We start from the raw sequence: 17,840 nt of genomic DNA, 5'->3' as shown, positions 1-17,840 counted from the left end.
GGATGGCAGTTGAGTGCGTAGTCGGCAGTCATGTAGCTCCCGAAGAACGATTTGATTTTTTCTGGCGCCAGCAGGGCGAATGGGTGGAAGAGCCCAATCGTCGGCGTGGCGGTGAAAGTGGCGTACAGCGGGTGGTCAGCCCCAACGGCCGTTTGCTCTACTGCAAGCGCCAGACCGGCCACATCTACCGCAGTTGGCTGCATCCGTTTGGACGTCCGACCGTGTTGCGTGAACGTGATGCCCTCAGGGGCCTGCGCTTGCTCGATGTACGGGTGCCGGAGATGGTGTTTTGCGAAGCGCGACGCGACCCCGAGCATCAATGGAAAGCCTTGCTGGTCACCGCTTCGCTGGACGGTTTCGACGAGATCGAAAACTGGTACGCCGCCGGTGGTCGCGAGCAATACGGCGAAGAGGTGCATGAACGCCTGCTCAAGGAGCTGGCCGGGACCCTGGCGCGCATGCACAAAGGGCGCTGGCAGCATGGTTGCCTGTATATCAAGCACATCTTCGTACGGGTCACCGGCGAGGGCGATGCGGTGACCGTGGAAGTGGCGTTGCTGGACTTTGAAAAATGTCGCCAGCGCTTGACCGCTTATCGGGCCGCCTCCCACGACATGCTGCAATTGCGCCGCCATTCGTCGTGGAACGATACCGACTGGAAAAAACTCAGCTACTTTTATGAGACGGCGTTTGGCAGCGCTATCAAGGGTTTAACCAGATGAAGCTAGAAATAGCACGAGGTGTGTTCCTGGTCGGGGCGTTGGGCATTGCAGCCCTCGCCCTGGCTGCGTGGGAACAGCCTCGCACACAGGTACTCAGTGCGGCGCAAGGCGGTGGGCTATGCCTGCAGCCACGTGTCGCCAAGGTCAGTGTGGCGGCCAAACCCGATCATGAATTGCTGTTATTCATGTTCGGGATGTCTCAAGCGATGAGGCCGCAGAGTTGAAACGATTGAACCCCCCAGGAAGGGCTTCGCGATGCGAGGCCCTTTTTTTTGGGACTCAGCGGGGGCAATCGGGTGAGCGCAAGTCACTGCAGTGAACTGAAGGCGCACTCACCGATCACGCTATTGAGAGGGCACGTTGTCAGCTTTGGTCAGCGCCGTGTACACCGTCGGCAGGACGAACAGGGTAAATAGGGTACCAATCGACATGCCGGTGGCGATCACCATGCCGATATCGAACCGACTGACCGCACCCGCACCGCTGGAAAAAATCAGCGGGACGACGCCCATCACCGTTGCCAGCGTCGTCATCAGAATCGGCCGCAGGCGAATCGCAGCCGCTTGTTCGACCGCAGCGCGCGCGCACAGGCCTTTTTCCTTGCGCAGTTGATTGGCGAACTCGACGATCAGGATGCCGTGCTTGCTGATCAAGCCGATTAACGTGACCAGCCCGATTTGCGTGTAGATATTCAGGGTGGACCAACCCAGAAACAGTGCGACCAATGCACCGCATACCGACAGCGGCACCGTCACCAGTATCACCAGGGCATCGCGCAGGCTTTCAAACTGCGCCGCCAATACCAGGCCGATGAACGCCAACGCCAGGCCAAACGTGCCCCATAGCGCATTTCCCTCCTGCACGAACTGACGTGTCGCGTTGCGGTAATCGAAGGTATAGCCCGCTGGCGCCTCCTCCTGGGCGATGGTTTGCAGGGTCTGCAGTGCGTTGCTCATACCCACAATCGGAAAGGCCGACACCGTGACTGAATTGAGCTGTTGAAACTGATTCAACTGCCGTGGCCGAACCTGTGGGCTGGAGACTGTGGTCAGCGTCGACAAGGGCAGTAATTGGCCCTTGGCGTTTTTGACTGCGTACTGGCTCAGCCAGGCGGGGTTGTCCCGATAGCTGCGCTCCACTTGAGCAATCACTTTGTAGAGATGACCGTCAATACTGAATCGGTTGATTTCCGCTTCAGCCAGCAGGGTGCTCAAGGTCAGGTCCAGATCCTCCATGGACACGCCCATCTGGGCGGCCTTGGTCCGGTCAATTTCGACCGTTACTTCAGGTCGGTCGAAGGCCAGGTCGATATCCACGTAGGCAAATTTTCCTGAGTCGATCGCGCGTTGTTTGATGCGCTCGGCCACGCCGATCATCGAGTTGTGGTCCTGCTGGGAGCTGATGACAAAGCCAAAGGGCAGCCCTTCACCTGTGCCTGGCAAGGAAGGCAGATTGAACGCGAAGACTTGCAGGCCGGGGTTGTTGTCGAGTTTTTCACGCAAGGGTGTCAGGACGCTCATCTGTGTACGTTCACGTTCCTCCCAGGGTTTGAGCAGGAAGCCGCCAACGCCTGAATGTACGCCGTCCAGGCCATTGATCTGGAAGGATGCCTGGTATTCGGGAAAGGTTTTGAACGGTTCGATAAAGTCCTGGGTGTAGCGGTTCAGGTACGCCAGGTTGGTCGGTTGGGGCGCATTGGACAGGATAAAAATCAGGCCCTTGTCCTCGTCGGGCGCCAACTCCGAGAGGGTGAACGTGAGCATGACGGGGATCAGGCAGAGTACGAGCGCGGCGAATACCACTACCACGGACTGCGCTTGCATGATCTGGTGCAGACGGCGCTGATAGCGCGTTTTCAACGCGTTGAAGAATCGGTCCAGCACCCGCGTCAGGCCCTGTGGCTGTGTTTCAGGGCGCAGCAAAATGGCACACATCATCGGTGACAGCGTCAACGCCACGATCCCGGAAATCACCACAGCGCCGGCCAGGGTCAGGGCGAACTCTTTGAACAGCGCCCCGGTCAGGCCCTGCATGAAACCGATGGGTGTATAGACTGCGGCCAGCGTGATGGTCATCGACACCACCGGGATGCAAACCTCTCTTGCCCCCTTGATCGCGGCCTCAAGTGGGGACTTACCCTGTTCGATGTGGCGGTGAATGTTTTCCATCATCACGATGGCGTCATCGACTACCAGGCCGATCGCCAGAACCATGGCCAGCAGCGTCAGGACGTTGATGGAATAGCCCATCAGCTGCATGAGGAACAAGGTGCCAATCAGCGACAGCGGAATGGTGATGACGGGAATGATCACCGAGCGCAAGGAGCCCAGGAACAAAAACACCACCAACACTACAATCAGTACGGCTTCTACCAGGCTGGACAGCACTTGGTCGATCGAGGCATTGATGTAAAGCGTCGAATCGTAAGCGATATCCGAATGCAAGTCGGGTGGGAGCTGCGATTGCAGGTGTGGGATCAGTTCGCGGACACGCTTGCCTAACTCCAGGGGGTTGGCGTCGGGTGTGGCTTGAATACTGATATAAACCGCAGGGGTGCCATTGAAGGTGCTGAAACTATCGTAATTTTGCGAGCCCAGCTCCACGCGTGCGACGTCTCCCAGGCGCACCTGATTGTCGCCGTCGGTTTTCACGGGAATCGCACTGAACCCCTCGGCCGATTGCAGTTCGGTGTTGGTGGTCGCACTGGTGACGACATATTCGCCGGTAAGGTCCCCCGCGACAGATTGTACGTTGTAGCGTCTGATTGCCTGGGTCACGTCAGCGGCGCTCAGACCAAACCCTGCGAGTTTTATCGGGTCGAGCCACAGGCGCATGGCGAAGCTCTGGCTGCCGATGATCTGCGCTTGCGCCATGCCCGGCAGTGTCACCAGTCGCGGCTGGACCACGCGCTGCAGGTAGTCCGTGATCTGAGCATTGTTCATGGTTTTGCTGGAAAAACTCAGGTACATCAGTGCGGTGCTGTCCACGGCAACTTTGCTCAGCACCGGATCCTCAATCCCGCTGGGCAACTGGTTCCTGACTTCATTGGACTTGGCCAGCAGCTCGGTGAACAAGCGGTCACTGTCGGCGTCGAGCCGACTATAGATAGAGATAATCGAGATATTCTGGCGACTGGAAGACGTCATATAGTCGATGCCCTGTGCGCTGGCCAGGCTTTGTTGCAAGGGTTGTGTGATGTAACTCTGGATGGTGTGCGCACTCAGACCCGGGGCGACGGTGGTGACAGTGATCAGCGCGTTCTGCATCTGCGGAAACTGGCGCAGCTGCAGTTTTTCGTAGGCCTGACAGCCCAGCAGCACGATCAACAGACTGACCACCACGGCCAGTACCGGGCGACGGATGAACCGGTCGGTGAAGGTCATTCTGCGCCCTCCTGATGTGGCATCGGCTGCCCATCCGGCTGGCTTCGGTCAATGCTGATCCGCACGGGTGTGCCGTGTTTCAGTTTGAGCTGGCCGGCGGTGACCACCTGTTCGCCCTTGCTCAGCCCCTTGGAAACCACCACCAGGCCATTGCGACGCTCGCCCGTTTCGATCAAGCGCTGCTCGGCTATCAGTTGCGGTGTATCGCCGTTATCGGAGGCCTGCGGCTCGCCGTTGTTGCCTCGGGTTATCACGTAAACGTACTGACCATAAGGGTTGAAAGCGATCGCACTTTCCTGGATCACGGTTTGCGCAGTCGGTTCGTCCAGCAGCACCCGTAAATGGGCGAACATTCCCGGGAGCAGGTCGTCGCGTGGGTTGGGCAGCGTCGCGCGCACCAGCACATTTCGCGTGCTGTCATCGACGATCGGGTTGATGGCGCTCACCTCGGCGATGCTGAAGGTGCCTGGGCGTGCCGAGACCTCAACCTGAACCGGCTGCCCGATCCTGATCAGTTGAACGGCTTGCTCGGGCACATAAAAGTCCACGTAAAGGCGGCGTGTGTCCTGCAGGCTGGCGATAACCTGGGTACTTTGCAGGTAATCACCCACGTTGACCTGGCGGATGCCGATGGTGCCGGTGAAAGGGGCGGTGATGTGTTTCTTTTCCAGCGCTGCGGTGCGCTGTGCAACGAGGGCAGTGTTGCGGTTGAGTTCAGCACCGAGCCGATCGAATTCGCCTTTGGAGATGGCGCTGATGTCCACCAGTTTTCGACCGCGCTCAAAGTTCTGACGGGCCAGGCGCTGGTCGGCCTTTGCCACGTCCAACTCTGCCTGTTGGGTTTGGTGCTCGAGCTGCAGCAGGGTCTGTCCAGCCTCGACCCTTTGCCCTGACTCAAAGTGCAACTGTGTGACGACACCGGGCACCTCAGTGCTCAGGTTGATACCTTGCAACGCCTTGAGCGTGCCCGCGGCAGGCATTTGGCGCTGCCAGGGGATTTCAAAGGCATTGGACGTCGCCACACTGACGGGTGGCGTTGGCCCATGCAAAAGCTGCAGTTGCTGATAAATCCAGTACGTCTTGTAGCCGGCGAGCATCAGCACGACTGACAGAACGAGGCTGAGCATGATAATCATCCGGCGGCCCGGCATGGTCATAATGGAGTCCTTGTGAAGACGTGTGCAGGGTTAACGACGCGCGAGCACGCACGACCAGGCGGCACTGCGCTGAGCGCCGCAGTCTTCGTCAGAACGAGGAAGGGGATAAGGGGTAGCTTCGCAAGTTGTTGTGGGACAAGTCTCTCGGATGAGAAGCAATTCCACAGACTGCGTAGGCGATGTGCCAGGCGTTGGTGGTTGTCGGCGGCTAGGCTCCTGGGCGTCGGCGCAGGAGCCTTGAGATCGAGGCGGGTGGTTACGTCATAAGGTGCAGGTGGTTATCCCATAACCCTGCAGGCAAGGTCAGCGGCGTCGCTACCGGCTGTTTCTGACGGCAATCGTAGAGGCGGCAGCGCCCCTGGCCCGAGGTCACGACAAAGCCGTCCGCCACCGCGCCGACCCCGGCGCAATCGGGCAGCGGGCCGTCCAGGCGCAACTCGCCACTGTCCATGTCCCAGATAAAAAACCGATTACCACGCGGCGCCGTCAACGCCACCAGCCGCAGCTCACTGTGCACCGCGACGCTGGCGGTGTAGTGCCCCATCGCCTGCAACTGCGCATCGGCCACTGCAAAGGCCACGAACGGCTGGCCCGGACGCTTGATCGCGAGCAACTCGGACCGCTCCTGGGACGGCCCCATGAACTGCTGCCCGGTGAAGATGGTGCCATCGCTGGCGATTCCCATATGGCGCACGCTGTTCATCTGCTGGCCCAGGGTTTCCTTGCTGATCAGGCTGCCGTCGCGGTGCATCAGCACCAGGCTCGGTTCCATGGCGTTGAGGTTCATCTCCACACGGCTTTCGGCTTCGGTGCGAATGCCGCCGTTGGCCACCACCAGGGTTTCGCCATCGGGCATCCAAGAGACCTGGTGCGGGCCGATGCCATGGGTGGAAATTTCTGCGCTGTGCACCAACCGCTCGTCTTCGAACCGGTACACGCCGAGCAAGCCACGGCCGGGGTCGGACGTGTCGTTCTCGGTGGCGTACAGCCAGTCACCGCTCTTGTGGATCACCGCGTGCCCATAGAAGTGGCGATTGGGGTTCGAGGTGATGGTTTGCAGGAGCGCGCCGTCACGCAGGTCGACCAGGTAACTCTCGGTGCCCGGGCGGCGGGCGACGAACAGCGCAATCGGCAGCGTCGGGTGGTTGACGATGTCGTGACAGCGCTGGCCGACCTGGGTGGCGAACACCTGCGTGCCGTCCAGGCGATAACCGACGGCGTAGTGCTTGCCGTCGGCGTCATCGCGCGCCGACAGCAGCAGGGGGCTCTTGTCTTTCTGCTTGAACAGCGTCCAGCCGCCCAACGTCAATGCACTGAGCAGCACGCTGCCTACCGCCAAAGCCTGTCGCCTGAGCATCATCAGTCACCGTCGTTGGCGTTGAAGCCCAGTTGGATGCCCAGCGCCTTGGCCAACTCGCCTTCATGCAGGCGATGGACCACGTTGAGGCTGTCGTAGAGATCATTGAGCTGCTGGCGCCCGGCGTCATCGTTCAACAGTTCGTTGAGGGAACGCTGGTTGCTGGCGAACAGTTTCAATGACGCGGCATACGCGGCGTCGATCTTGTCGGCCAGGGCTTTCTGATCGGCCGGCAACAGGCCGCGCAGGCCTTTGTTGTCGACGCCTACCCATACGGTCTGGGCCGCCGCGAGGCTGGCTTCCAGGCTCTGCAGGGACGACTGGCTGCGCCAGGCATCGGCCTGGAACGGTTGCGGGATGCCCTTGGTCTGGCGGCCCATCGGCGTGCCGAGTTTTTTCTTCAGGGTATCCAGGGCGGTCACTTGCACGCGCAGCAGGTCGGCAATCGCTTCGTGGGAATCGGCGTAGCGCTGGTTCGGAAACTTGCTCATCTGCGCCAGCATGCCGTCGGTGCTGTTCCAGCTGGCCAGGATCTCTTCGGCCAGGGCTTTCTGGCGTTCGCCGATGGCCATCAGCAGCGGGCAGTAACGGGCTTTCTGGGCTTCGTCGGCGACGTCAGGCTTGGCGTCGTAGAGGATATATTCGTAGGCCGACAGGCCTTGCACCACCACGCTGGATTTAGCGAGGGCGGCGCCGTCGATCTGTGGCTGGCTGGCGACCAACTGTTCGACCTGGCGACCCACCAGGTTTTTCTTGTCCGGCCAGAACTGCACTTGCCATGCGCGGTTGCCTTCAGCCAGCGGGCCGATCAGCAGCGGTTGCAACTCGGCCCAGGCTTTTTGCGCGTGGAGGAAGTCGGCACGGGCGGTGTCCAGGCTTTCTTTGCCCTGGCAGTAGGCCAGGGCGCTGACGGCCAGTTGGCGGTCGGCTTCAACCCAGCGGCTGTAAGTGGGCAGGATGACTTGCTTGGCGATGGCCGCCGAGGTCACCGCTTGCGGGTCCTGGGGCGAGCAGGCGCCGAGGGCAAGGGCGGCCAGGCTGGTGAACAACAACTTGGGACGGAACATGTCGAGCTCCCTTCTGTAATTGGGGCAAAGCTTATAGAGAATTCAGGAACGCCAGCAACGCGGCGCGCTGCTCGGCGTTGAACGACAACACATGCTGCTGCGCCGCTTGCGCTTGCCCGCCATGCCAGAGCACGGCTTCGAGCAGGTTGCGGGCGCGGCCGTCATGCAGGAACTGGGTGTGACCACTCACGGTTTGCGTCAGGCCGATGCCCCACAACGGCGGGGTACGCCAGTCGCGGCCACCGGCCTTAAATTCGGTACGGTTGTCGGCAAGCCCTTCGCCCATGTCGTGCAGCAGCAAGTCGCTGTAGGGGCGGATCACTTGGTTGGCCAGCTCAGGTTCGGCGGCGTTGGCGGCCGTGGTGAACGTCGGCTTATGACATCCCTGGCAGCCGGCCTGGTAAAACAGGTTTTTGCCGGCCAGCACCTGCGTCGCGTTGACGTCGCGGCGCACCGGCACGGCGAGGTTACGCGTATAGAACAGCACCAGGCGCAGGATGTTGTCGCTGACTTCCGGCTCGCCTTCGGGGCCGTTGCCGTTGGGTGCCTGTTTGCAGGCGACTTGGGCGTCGGTGCAGTCATCGAAGGGTCTCAGGGAGGTGGTGAGGCCCATATCACCAGAAAACGCGTGAACATTTTGTTGATTGAGGTTGGGTTGCCCGGCTTTCCAGCCAAATCGCCCCAGCACGGTTTTTTGCGCGGCGTCATCCCACACCCGATTCGCCCGGCCGACGATGGCCTCACGGTCAGCGGTTTTCGGATCGGTGTTGCGCAGAATATCGGCGTCGCTGATGGCTTCGAGCAGCCCCAGGCCGATCATCGGCGGGGCGATGCGTGCAGAGAAACGTGTGTCGGGGTGCATCGGGCCGTAGCCGAGCTGGGTGATCTGCAGCTCGGGCTTGCGTAACTCGACCACCGTGCCGTCCTTGAACTGAACGTTGACCGGTGTGTAATCGACCCGCACCTTGCCTTCCGGCGCCACGCCGGGCACGGCCATGTCCTGCAGTTGCCCGCCGTAGACCGGCTCGGGCACTACGCCGAGCTGTTCGATGAGTTTGGCGTAAGGTGCAGCATCCGGGATAGATAAGCGGACCAGCATCGATACGGCATTGGGCGCATCGGCCAGCGGCGGGTGGCCCCGGCCATCCTTGATATGGCAGTTCTGGCACGCGTTGGTATTGAACAGCGGGCCGAGGCCGTCACGCGCGGTGGTGGTCGAGGGCGCGATCACCCAGGGGCTGCGAAAGAAACTGTTGCCGACGCTGAAGTCCAGGCGGCGGGTGGGCGCCAGGTTGGCCGAGGGCAGGGAGAAAGCGTTCTGGTCGCGCTTGTTTACCGTGGTAGCACCGCCAGCGCGCGCTTCACCCGGCTCGGCCTGGGTAAACTGCGGGGCGTCGTCGCAGGCGGTCAGGCCCAGGGCCATCAACGCTGCGCACAGGTGAAGTAGCGAACGGAACATCGAGTTTCCTGAACGAAGGCGGAAAATGTGGGGGCAAAGTCTAACAGGGCGGGGCAGTTTGAATAAGAGCAATTATCGTTTGGTGGCATCCCGATTCATTCCGCTAGAATGAGCGCACATTTTTTTCTGGAGGTGGCCAATGCAGGCTCTCGACGCTTTGCTCAACCGTGTTTCCGTGCCGCGTCTGCTGGAACCGGCACCGACCCAGGAGCAGCGCGACGTGCTGTTCGCCGCCGCCATGCGTGCGCCCGACCACGGCCAACTGCGCCCGTGGCGCTTCCTCACCGTGGAAGGCACGGCCCGTGAGCGGATGGGCACGCTGCTCGCCGAAGCTGCGCGCCTGCAGGATGCCGACGCTCCCCAAGCCGCCATCGACAAAGCCCAGAACGGCCCGTTGCGCGCGCCGCTGGTAGTGGTGGTGATTGCCCGTCTGCAGGAGCACTTCAAGGTGCCCAAATCCGAACAACTGCTGGCAGCCGCCTGCGCGGCCCACGGCATTCTGCTGGCGGCGTATGCCCAGGGGATTGGTGCCGTGTGGCGCACGGGTGAGTTGTCCTACTCGGCCCACGTCGCCAAAGGCCTGGGGCTGGTACCCGGCGAGGAAGTGATTGGCTTCCTCTACCTGGGCACCCCCCAGAACCCGCCGCGCACCGCGCCGAAGGAAGACCTGACACCGTTCGTCCAAGCCTGGACCGGTCTCTAAGGTTTTTGTAGGAGCGAGCTTGCTCGCGAAGAACTCAGGCCCACTCGTTTATCCAGAATGAACGCGTTGTCTGGGCGTTTTTCGCGAGCAAGCTCGCTCCTACAAGTATTAGGATTGGCTCCCGATAGCGCGGGTACATACCAGGCAGCTCTTGGTGAGTCCGAGTTTCACTAGGGCTGCGCGATTGTCGCGTTCTGCCTGCCAGGAACAGCGTCAGACGTTGGCTTCAAGGCGCGAGTCAACTGATAAGCAATTGCCAGCCACACGAACCATCCCGGCATGACCATCAGGGCGATACGGGTATCAGGTCGCAACGCCAGCAGGCAGAGCACAAAGCCCAGGAACGCCAGGGAAAACCAGGCCATCGGCACCCCGCCAGGCATCTTGTAAGCCGACTTTTCATACAGGTCAGGGCGTTTTTTGCGATAGGCAATATAAGACGCAAGGATCGTCGACCAAGTGAAAATCACCAGGATCGCCGACACGGTAGAGACGATAGTAAATGCTGTCATGACTTCCGGAACGACGAACAGCACCAATACACCCACCAGCATCAGCAACGTCGTGAACGCCAGGCTCAACAGAGGCACGCTGTTACTCGATAGCCGTCGGAATACTCGTGGTGCGTTATCTTGGTTGGCCAACCCGAACAGCATACGGCTCGATGAAAATACGCCGCTGTTTGCCGATGATGCCGCAGAAGTCAGTACCACAAAGTTGACGATACCGGCTGCTGCGGGGAACCCCGCTACAAGAAACAGCTCGACAAAGGGGCTCTTGATTGCAGACACCTGCTGCCAGGACGTCACAGCAATGATGCAGATCAGGGCCAGCACGTAGAACAAGATGATCCGCAGCGGAATCGAGTTGATTGCCTTGGGCAGGGTTTTCTCCGGAGATCGAGTTTCGGCGGCGGCTGTGCCGATCAACTCGGTGCCAGCGAAGGAGAAAATCGCCATTTGAAAGCCGGCGAAGAAGCCGAACAAGCCGTTAGGGAACGCCGCCTGTTTATCCACCAGGTGACTCAGGGACGCGGTGACGCCACTGGGGGAAACGAATGAGTTGGCAATCAGCACGCTGCTGACTCCGATCAGGGTTACCACCGCAATAATCTTGATGATTGCGAACCAGAACTCCACCTCACCGAACAACCTGACCGTCAACACGTTGAGCGCGAAAAGGGTCGCCAGCATCCCGACGGCGGGTATCCACGCCGGTACGTCGGGAAACCAATACTGGAAAAATCCGCCGACCACGACGGCATCGCCAATCACCGCCACGCTCCAGCTCAGCCAGTACGACCAGCCGAGGAAGAATGCCGCGCGCGGGCCGAGGTAGGCACCGGCGAAGTCGGCGAAAGTTTTGAAGTTGAGGTTGGACAGGAGCATTTCGCCCATGGCACGCATGACGAAAAACACGAACAGTCCGATGATCATGTAGATGAGGATGATCGACGTCCCGGAGAGGGCGATGATCTTCCCGGAGCCCATGAACAGGCCGGTACCGATGGCACCGCCCATGGCCATCAACTGGATGTGACGATTGCTCAGCGTGCGCTGCAGCGCGGGCTGTTCAAGCAGCCCGGAGGGATTCGATTTCATTGCAAAACCTCTTGATTTTATGTTTTTGAGTTTTGGCAGAAAGTAGGTATCGGGCGTTCTTGTTAAAGAGGCAGCGGCCAATCACAGACATGCCTGGAGGGTGAATGGCCCCCTCGCCAAGTGGCTGGGGGCGGTCATTACCGATCAGTTGACGGTGCGCAGACGCGAGGCTTTGGCCGGTTGCGGATCCAGCAGTTGAAAGAGATTTTTGATGTTGGCCGGCGTCGGTACCAGGTGGATGCGTTGACCGATTTGCTGTGCCTGAGCCAGATCATTGAGGTAGCGCAGTGACGAAAAGTCTTCCAGGGCAAAGCCCACCGAATCGAAGACAGTCACCTGCATATCGTTTTCGCGTCCGGCCACTTCGCCCTGCGCAATCCGGAAAAATTCGATCACGGGGGAATCGGCTTCCAGTTGCTGAATGTCGCCCTCAATGCGTGTTTGCGGCTCGAATTCGACGATGACCCGAGCTTTGCGCAGGATATCGGCATGCAGTTCGGTTTTACCCGGGCAGTCACCGCCGACCGCATTGATGTGCATGCCGGGCTCGATCATGTCGGGGGTCAGAATCGTTGCATAGGCTTTGTCGGCCGTGACCGTGGTGACGATATCTGCGCCTTTGACCGCTTCCTTCACGGAGCTGACCAGAATGACTTCAATGTCCGGGAACATCGCGAGGTTGTGCTTCAACTTGAGGGACGCGTCGTGATCGATATCGAAGATGCGGATTTCGCTGATGCCCAACATTTCATGAAAAGCGAGCGCCTGAAATTCACTCTGGGCACCGTTACCGATGAGAGCCATCGAGGTCGCATTCGAGCGAGCCAGCGATTGCGCCACCAGCGCGGACGTTGCGGCGGTACGCACGGCGGTGGTCAAGGTCAGTTCGCTGAGCAGGGTGGGATAGCCACTCTGCACCTCGGCCAGAACACCGAAGGCCATGACCGTCAGCAGGCTCTGCTGGCCGTTGTGCGGGTGGCCGTTCACGTATTTGAATGAATACTGCTGGCCATCGTCGGTGGGCATCAGTTCGATGACACCTGCTGCCGAGTGGTTGGCGGTGCGTGGCGATTTATCAAATTGCGACCAGCGTGCGTAGTCGGCGTTGATGTAGGTCGCCATGTCGCGGATAGCGCGTCGGATGCCTACTTGGGTGAACAGGCGTGCAGCATCATCGACATCTATAAACAGCGTCATGTTTTTATTCTCCGTTGCAGAATTGAAGGCCGTTGAGCGAGGGATGGCTCAGTTGCGTTTGCTCTCGAATCCGTGCAGCACGTTGACGGCGTTGATGCCGATTTCATCGACCATGTAACCCCCTTCCATCACGAACAGGGTGGGGCAGCCAACGCTGGCAATAAGCTCTCCGATCCCGATGAAATCCTCGCTTTCCAGCAGGAAGTGGCTGATGGGATCGTCCTTGAATGTGTCGACTCCCAGTGAAATCACCAGCACCTCTGGCGCAAAGTGCTGGAGCTTCTTGCAGGCATGGAGCAGGGCGTTGCAGTAGCTTTCCCAGGTGGTGCCTTTGGGCAAGGGGTAGTTGTGGTTGAACCCCTCGCCGAGGCCGGCGCCGACTTCGGTGCTGAAGCCTGAGTAGTAGGGATAGGAAACGGACGGCTCGCCATGCAGCGAGACGAACATCACGTCACTGCGGTCGTAGAAAATGTTCTGTGTACCATTGCCATGATGAAAATCGACATCCAATACCGCGACACGTTTGGCGCCTTGGGTAATGGCTTGCTGTGCGGCAATGGCCGCGTTATTGAGGTAGCAGTAGCCACCCATGTATTCGCGCGCTGCGTGATGTCCCGGCGGGCGACACAGTGCGAAAGCGCTGTCGTGGCCTTCATCGATCAGGGCAAGTCCAGTGAGGGCGATATCGGCACTGGTTTTTACGGCTTGCCAGGTGGTTGCAGTAATCGGGGAGCCGGCATCCATGGCGTAGAAACCCAGCTTGCCGTCGATGAAGGTCGGTACTTGATCATTGGCCAGGTCGCGCACGGGCCATACCAGCGGCAAAGCATCGTGAGTGCGTCCGGTTGCGCGCCATTGTGTCCACGCGCTTTCCAGAAAACTGACATAGCGCTCGCTGTGCGCGTTGACGTAGCACGATCGGTCAAATGCGCGCGGTTCGATGATCTGGCCAAGGCCGACCTGCTTGACGCGGTCATGGACGGTATCGGCTCGACTGGGCTGTTCGAACGACGGTTTGAGTACGCCGTCTTTTAATTCTGTGCCGTGGTGCAAACGGTGGGAATCACTAAAAACTGTAAACATTCTGCGCATCCGTTAATGTGAGCCAGTGCAAATATTCTGTTCTGGCCAGGAGGCGATTTCTTTGCTTTGTTTTCGATGATTAGTAGATTTATCGGGTGTTTTTACTCAGGAATGGCGTTATGCAGAAAAAAATTTCCAAACGCATCAGCCTCGACCAAACCGACCTCGCTATCCTTGAGCTGCTGCAGGAGGATGCGAGTATTTCCAACGCCGAGCTCAGTGAACGACTGTCGTCAAGCCTGACGCCTTGTTGGCGAAGGCGTAAGAGAATGGAGGAGGCGGGCGTCATAACGGGCTATCAAGCCAACCTTGATCGACGCATGCTGGGGTTGGATATCATGGCGTTTGTGCATATCCGTTTTTCGACCCACGCCGACCATGCGCCCGACGCCTTTGAGGCAGTGATTGCGCAATTACCGCAGGTGTTGGCCTGTCACAAGATCACTGGCGATGCCGATTATGTGTTGCAGGTGTTGGCGAAGGATCTTGATAGCTACAGCGACTTCGTCGAGCAGGTGCTCAGGCGTCAGGTGGGGATTGCGTCCATCCAGTCCAGCCTGGCTTTGCGTGAAGTCAAGTCCAGTAGCCGCATTGCGATACCAACACTGGGAAAGGATTGAGCGAGGGCCAGCCCCCTCCCACAGTGAGGTGTGGTGTTATTTAGACCTTGAACTGATCCATCAACTTCATTTGCTGGCTGGCCAAAGCATTGAGCTGGCTGCTGATGGCTGCCGATTCGGTGGCTTGGCCGGTGAGGGTTTCGGTGACGGTTCGGATCGCGGAGACGTTGCGATTGACCTCTTCTGCCACCGCGCTTTGCTGTTCGGCGGCGCTGGCGATTTGCAGGTTCATGTCGCTGATCACCGTCACCGCATCGCTGATTTTGCCCAGGGCCTGCACGGCCTGGTGGATCTGCCCGGCATTGCTTTGGGCCTGATGCTGGCTCGAATGCATGGTCGCTACCACGCCACGGGTGCCGCTCTGGATACGTTCGATCACCACGCGAATTTCCTCGACCGAATCCTGGGTGCGCTTGGCCAGGTTACGCACCTCATCGGCTACCACCGCAAAACCGCGTCCGCTTTCCCCGGCGCGCGCCGCTTCGATCGCTGCGTTCAACGCCAGCAGGTTGGTCTGTTCGGCGATGCTGCGGATCACTTCCAGGACTGAACCGATCTGTTCGCTGTTGACGGCCAACGCCTCGACTTCGCCGACGGCCTTGCTGACTTCCTCGGCAAGCGTGGTGATATCACGGGTACTTTGTTCGATGATCGACATGCCTTCGCGGGCCGACTGATCCGCGCCGCGTGCCGCGCTGGCGGCATTGGAGGCGCTGTTGGCGACGTCATGGGCGGTGGCGCTCATCTCATTGGACGCGGTGGCCACCTGGTCGATTTCGCGAAATTGCACCTGCATGCCTTCGCTGGTCTGGCGTGCAATCGCCGAGGACTGGTCGGCAGTGCCGCGCGCTTCGGTGATGCTTTGTTTGATCTGCGCGATGGTTGGTTGCAGCTTGTCGAGGAAGCGGTTGAACCAGTTCACCAGCTCGCCCAGTTCGTCTTTTTTGCTGTAGGCCAGGCGCTGGGTGAGGTCGCCGTCGCCGCTGGCGATGTCTTTGAGCATGGCCGCCACGCTGTTGATCGGGCGGGTCACGCCGGTGGCCGTCAGCCAGATCAGCAGCAGGCCTACCAGGGCGGCGGCAGCCGCTACCAGCAAGGCCTTGAGGGTGCCTGTGGCCTGTGCGTCATCAAGCACACCTTGCAGCTTCACGTTATCGGCCAGCATCACCGCTTTGGGCAGTTTGATCACCACGCCCCAGGACTTGGCGTCGGGTATCGGCTTGACGGGGTACACGGCGCGAATGGTCTCGTCCTGCTCGCGGATCATGGGGCGGTCGTTGGCGAGCAACTGTACGATCTCCTTGCCTTCGGCGCCGAGCGTGTCGATCAGGTTCTTGCCCACTCTGGCCGGTTCACCGCTGTAGGCCGCGATCAGGCCGGTGCTGGACAGCACCTCCAAGTGCGCCGCGCCGTTGAACAAGTCTTTCTGCGCCGCGTCGGTGACCGCTTGCAGAGCGTTGAGGGCGATATCGACACCGACGACGCCGATAACCTTGCCATCCACGATCAAGGGCAGGGAGATGGTGGTCATCAGCACGGGTTTGCCGGCCACCGTGTCTTCGTACGGGTCCAGCAGGCACGTGGTACGAGTGTCCCGTGGGCAGGTGTACCAGATGTTGTAGGGCGTGCCGCTGAGGTTGAGGCTGGTTTTCGTCAGGTCATCTTCAACCATGATCGTGTTCAGGCTGGCGCCGCCGGCGCGGCTCCAGTAGCTGGAGAAGCGGCCTTTTTCGTTGGAGACACGCGCTTTGTCGTCGATGAACTCGCTGTCCTTGCCATCCAGTCCGTTGGGTTCGAACGACAGCCAGATGCCCAGCACCTTGGTGTTACGCTCAAAAGCGGTTTTTATGCTCTGGTTGATGTCTTCGCGCAGGGCACCCGCGTCCAGCGAGCGCTTGGCGCCCAAGGTGCGCAGGCCTTTTATCTGATCGGCGAGGGCGGTGACCACCAGCAGGTTTTCGTTGAAGGTCTTCTGCAACTGCACGGACTGTTCGGCCGCTTTGGCTTGCAGCAGCTGTTCTACGCTGGCAGTCAGCATTTGTGAGCTTGAGTCGCTGACTAACTGATCGTTCTGGTTGGTGGTATAGATATTGATGCCGACCACCAGTGCGATCACCCCTAACAGGCAGAGGCCGGACAGCAGCACGATTTTCAAGCGGATAGAGAGGGTGTCGAACATAGGTTCACTCACAATGGACTTGTTGAGATGCGCAGAGCCAAGTCCATTCGGCGCCATGTCTGAAACATCGGCGTAACAAAACAATTCATGAGTGACAGGCGATGAGCGGTAGGAAAACCCCTACACCCAGCGTTATACGGGCCGTGCAAGCCGCTCGGGGCGTGACCAGATCCACAGGTTGCCCAGGCTCATGCCGGCGATTGCCAGGTAGATCGGCCAGCCATGATCGAGCATCACCAGCATCAGGGCGGCGCACAGCAACATGCTGACGGTGGCGCTGACTTTGGCCCGGCGCGCGATGATCTTGCCATTGCGCCAGTTGAACAGGATCGGCCCGAACAGGCGGTGGTTTTCCAGCCAGGCGCTGAGGCGTGGCGAGCTTTTGGTCGCGGCCCAGGCGGCAAGCAGGATGAATTCGGTGGTGGGCAAACCCGGTATGACAATCGCCACCAAGCCGATCCCCAGGCTGACGTAGGCCAGCAGGCCGTAAAGGATCTGCGCGATTTTCGAGGTGGATTGGGGTTTGCCGGTCATGGTGTGTGCAAGGTTGGTAGCAACAAAAAAGTCAGCATTGAAATGCGGTTTGAATGTGGGAGGGGGCTTGCCCCGATGGCGGTGGTTCAGTCATGGATTCGTTGGCTGATACACCGCTATCGGGGGCAAGCCCCCTCCCACATTGGATTGCATTTAAACGGGGGGTCAGGCCAGTTCAGGGGCGCTAGCGTACGCCTGTTCCAGCAAGACGGTGAAGCGCACAAACGCATCGATGGCGCCTTTATCCATGGCGGCTTCTTCCTCGGCGCTCAATTGCATTGCATCGAGGGTGCGAGTGAAGCTTTTCCAGCCTTCGGCACGGCCGCCCGCCGGCTCGCCCAGGTGACGGGCGCCGAAGGTTTCGCTCAGGCCCAGGCCCACGGCACGTTTGATCAGGAAGGCAGCGCCCAGTTTGGAGCCTTCGGAGACGAACAGCCAGCCCAGGGCTTGGGCCACACTCGGGTTGTTCACCGCCCCGGCAACCGGGGCCGGCACCTCGGTGTCGAGGTCGCCCAGGTCGAGTCTGGCGGCATCTGCGCGGCAGCGTTCGGCCAGGTTGGGGATGATCCGGTTCAGTTCGGCATCGTTGTACAGCGCCACCAACTCCGATTGGAACAGGTACTGCGCCACCACGAAGCGGGCGAAGTTGGCCTGGGTTGCAAACGGGGCGTGGGCCTTCACCAACGCGTCGAGTTTGGTGTGTGGCGCGTGGGTGATCTGGTTCAGGCGCTGGGAGCGCAGGCTTGGACGTTCTGCGGTAGGAGAAGCGGTCATGAAA

At 59.9% G+C, this 17,840-nt stretch carries 14 protein-coding genes and 2 pseudogenes; 4 read left to right on the top strand and 12 right to left on the bottom strand.

The features are described 5' to 3' along the window. The first annotated feature begins 2 nt into the window (after positions 1–2). Positions 3–722, top strand: a complete 720-nt coding sequence (locus C4J93_RS21255; RefSeq protein WP_124430398.1) for a lipopolysaccharide kinase InaA family protein — start codon at positions 3–5, stop codon at positions 720–722. Next, positions 719–946: a hypothetical protein gene (locus C4J93_RS21250; RefSeq protein WP_124364233.1), complete on the top strand. Its 228-nt coding sequence runs from the start codon at positions 719–721 to the stop codon at positions 944–946. Before C4J93_RS21255 ends, C4J93_RS21250 begins: the two co-directional genes overlap by 4 nt. Positions 947–1,066: 120 nt before the next feature. Here the strand turns inward: C4J93_RS21250 and C4J93_RS21245 are convergent, their stop codons facing one another. The 5 genes from C4J93_RS21245 to C4J93_RS21225 form a co-directional block, all read right to left on the bottom strand. After that, entirely contained in the window at positions 1,067–4,105 is a 3,039-nt protein-coding gene (locus C4J93_RS21245) for a multidrug efflux RND transporter permease subunit (protein ID WP_124430397.1), read from the bottom strand. After that, positions 4,102–5,256, bottom strand: coding sequence for an efflux RND transporter periplasmic adaptor subunit (locus tag C4J93_RS21240; RefSeq protein WP_124430917.1), 1,155 nt, complete (start codon positions 5,254–5,256; stop codon positions 4,102–4,104). The genes C4J93_RS21245 and C4J93_RS21240 overlap by 4 nt, the downstream gene beginning before the upstream one ends. Before the next feature lie 262 nt (positions 5,257–5,518). Beyond that, positions 5,519–6,619, bottom strand: coding sequence for a DUF1513 domain-containing protein (locus C4J93_RS21235; RefSeq protein ID WP_124430916.1), 1,101 nt, complete (start codon positions 6,617–6,619; stop codon positions 5,519–5,521). A 2-nt stretch (positions 6,620–6,621) separates the two neighbouring features. Further along, positions 6,622–7,686, bottom strand: coding sequence for an imelysin family protein (locus tag C4J93_RS21230; RefSeq protein WP_124364232.1), 1,065 nt, complete (start codon positions 7,684–7,686; stop codon positions 6,622–6,624). Positions 7,687–7,717: 31 nt separating this feature from the next. Beyond that, positions 7,718–9,145: a di-heme oxidoredictase family protein gene (locus C4J93_RS21225; protein WP_124430396.1), complete on the bottom strand. Its 1,428-nt coding sequence runs from the start codon at positions 9,143–9,145 to the stop codon at positions 7,718–7,720. A gap of 139 nt (positions 9,146–9,284) precedes the next feature. Here C4J93_RS21225 and C4J93_RS21220 point away from each other — a divergent pair, with 139 nt between their 5' ends. Beyond that, positions 9,285–9,848, top strand: coding sequence for an NAD(P)H nitroreductase (locus tag C4J93_RS21220; protein WP_124430395.1), 564 nt, complete (start codon positions 9,285–9,287; stop codon positions 9,846–9,848). A gap of 170 nt (positions 9,849–10,018) precedes the next feature. On the opposite strand, the gene C4J93_RS21215 is transcribed toward C4J93_RS21220, so the two are convergent. The 3 genes from C4J93_RS21215 to C4J93_RS21205 form a co-directional block, all read right to left on the bottom strand. Further along, complete coding sequence (locus tag C4J93_RS21215; RefSeq protein WP_124430915.1) at positions 10,019–11,449, bottom strand: amino acid permease; 1,431 nt, start codon at positions 11,447–11,449, stop codon at positions 10,019–10,021. A 144-nt stretch (positions 11,450–11,593) separates the two neighbouring features. Then, a complete protein-coding gene (locus tag C4J93_RS21210; RefSeq protein ID WP_124430394.1) occupies positions 11,594–12,646 on the bottom strand; it encodes an ornithine cyclodeaminase in 1,053 nt (350 codons plus the stop codon). A 48-nt stretch (positions 12,647–12,694) separates the two neighbouring features. After that, complete coding sequence (locus C4J93_RS21205; protein WP_124430393.1) at positions 12,695–13,729, bottom strand: histone deacetylase family protein; 1,035 nt, start codon at positions 13,727–13,729, stop codon at positions 12,695–12,697. A 119-nt stretch (positions 13,730–13,848) separates the two neighbouring features. On the opposite strand from C4J93_RS21205, the gene C4J93_RS21200 reads away from it, so the two are divergent. Continuing rightward, positions 13,849–14,349 (top strand): Lrp/AsnC family transcriptional regulator, encoded by a 501-nt coding sequence (locus tag C4J93_RS21200; protein ID WP_124405171.1) that lies wholly within the window; start codon positions 13,849–13,851, stop codon positions 14,347–14,349. A gap of 40 nt (positions 14,350–14,389) precedes the next feature. Here the strand turns inward: C4J93_RS21200 and C4J93_RS27810 are convergent. The 4 genes and pseudogenes from C4J93_RS27810 to C4J93_RS21185 form a co-directional block, all read right to left on the bottom strand. Further along, a pseudogene (locus C4J93_RS27810) lies at positions 14,390–14,920 on the bottom strand (methyl-accepting chemotaxis protein); the annotation flags it as partial. Positions 14,921–15,295: 375 nt separating this feature from the next. Further along, a pseudogene (locus C4J93_RS27805) lies at positions 15,296–16,387 on the bottom strand (cache domain-containing protein); the annotation flags it as partial. A gap of 273 nt (positions 16,388–16,660) precedes the next feature. Continuing rightward, positions 16,661–17,062 (bottom strand): YbaN family protein, encoded by a 402-nt coding sequence (locus tag C4J93_RS21190; RefSeq protein WP_124420740.1) that lies wholly within the window; start codon positions 17,060–17,062, stop codon positions 16,661–16,663. 165 nt (positions 17,063–17,227) lie between these two features. Further along, positions 17,228–17,836 (bottom strand): biliverdin-producing heme oxygenase, encoded by a 609-nt coding sequence (locus C4J93_RS21185; RefSeq protein WP_124430392.1) that lies wholly within the window; start codon positions 17,834–17,836, stop codon positions 17,228–17,230. Positions 17,837–17,840: the final 4 nt, after the last annotated feature.

This window comes from Pseudomonas sp. R2-37-08W, from assembly GCF_003851705.1.
Lineage (GTDB): Bacteria > Pseudomonadota > Gammaproteobacteria > Pseudomonadales > Pseudomonadaceae > Aquipseudomonas.
This window is presented reverse-complemented; position numbering and strand designations above follow the sequence as displayed.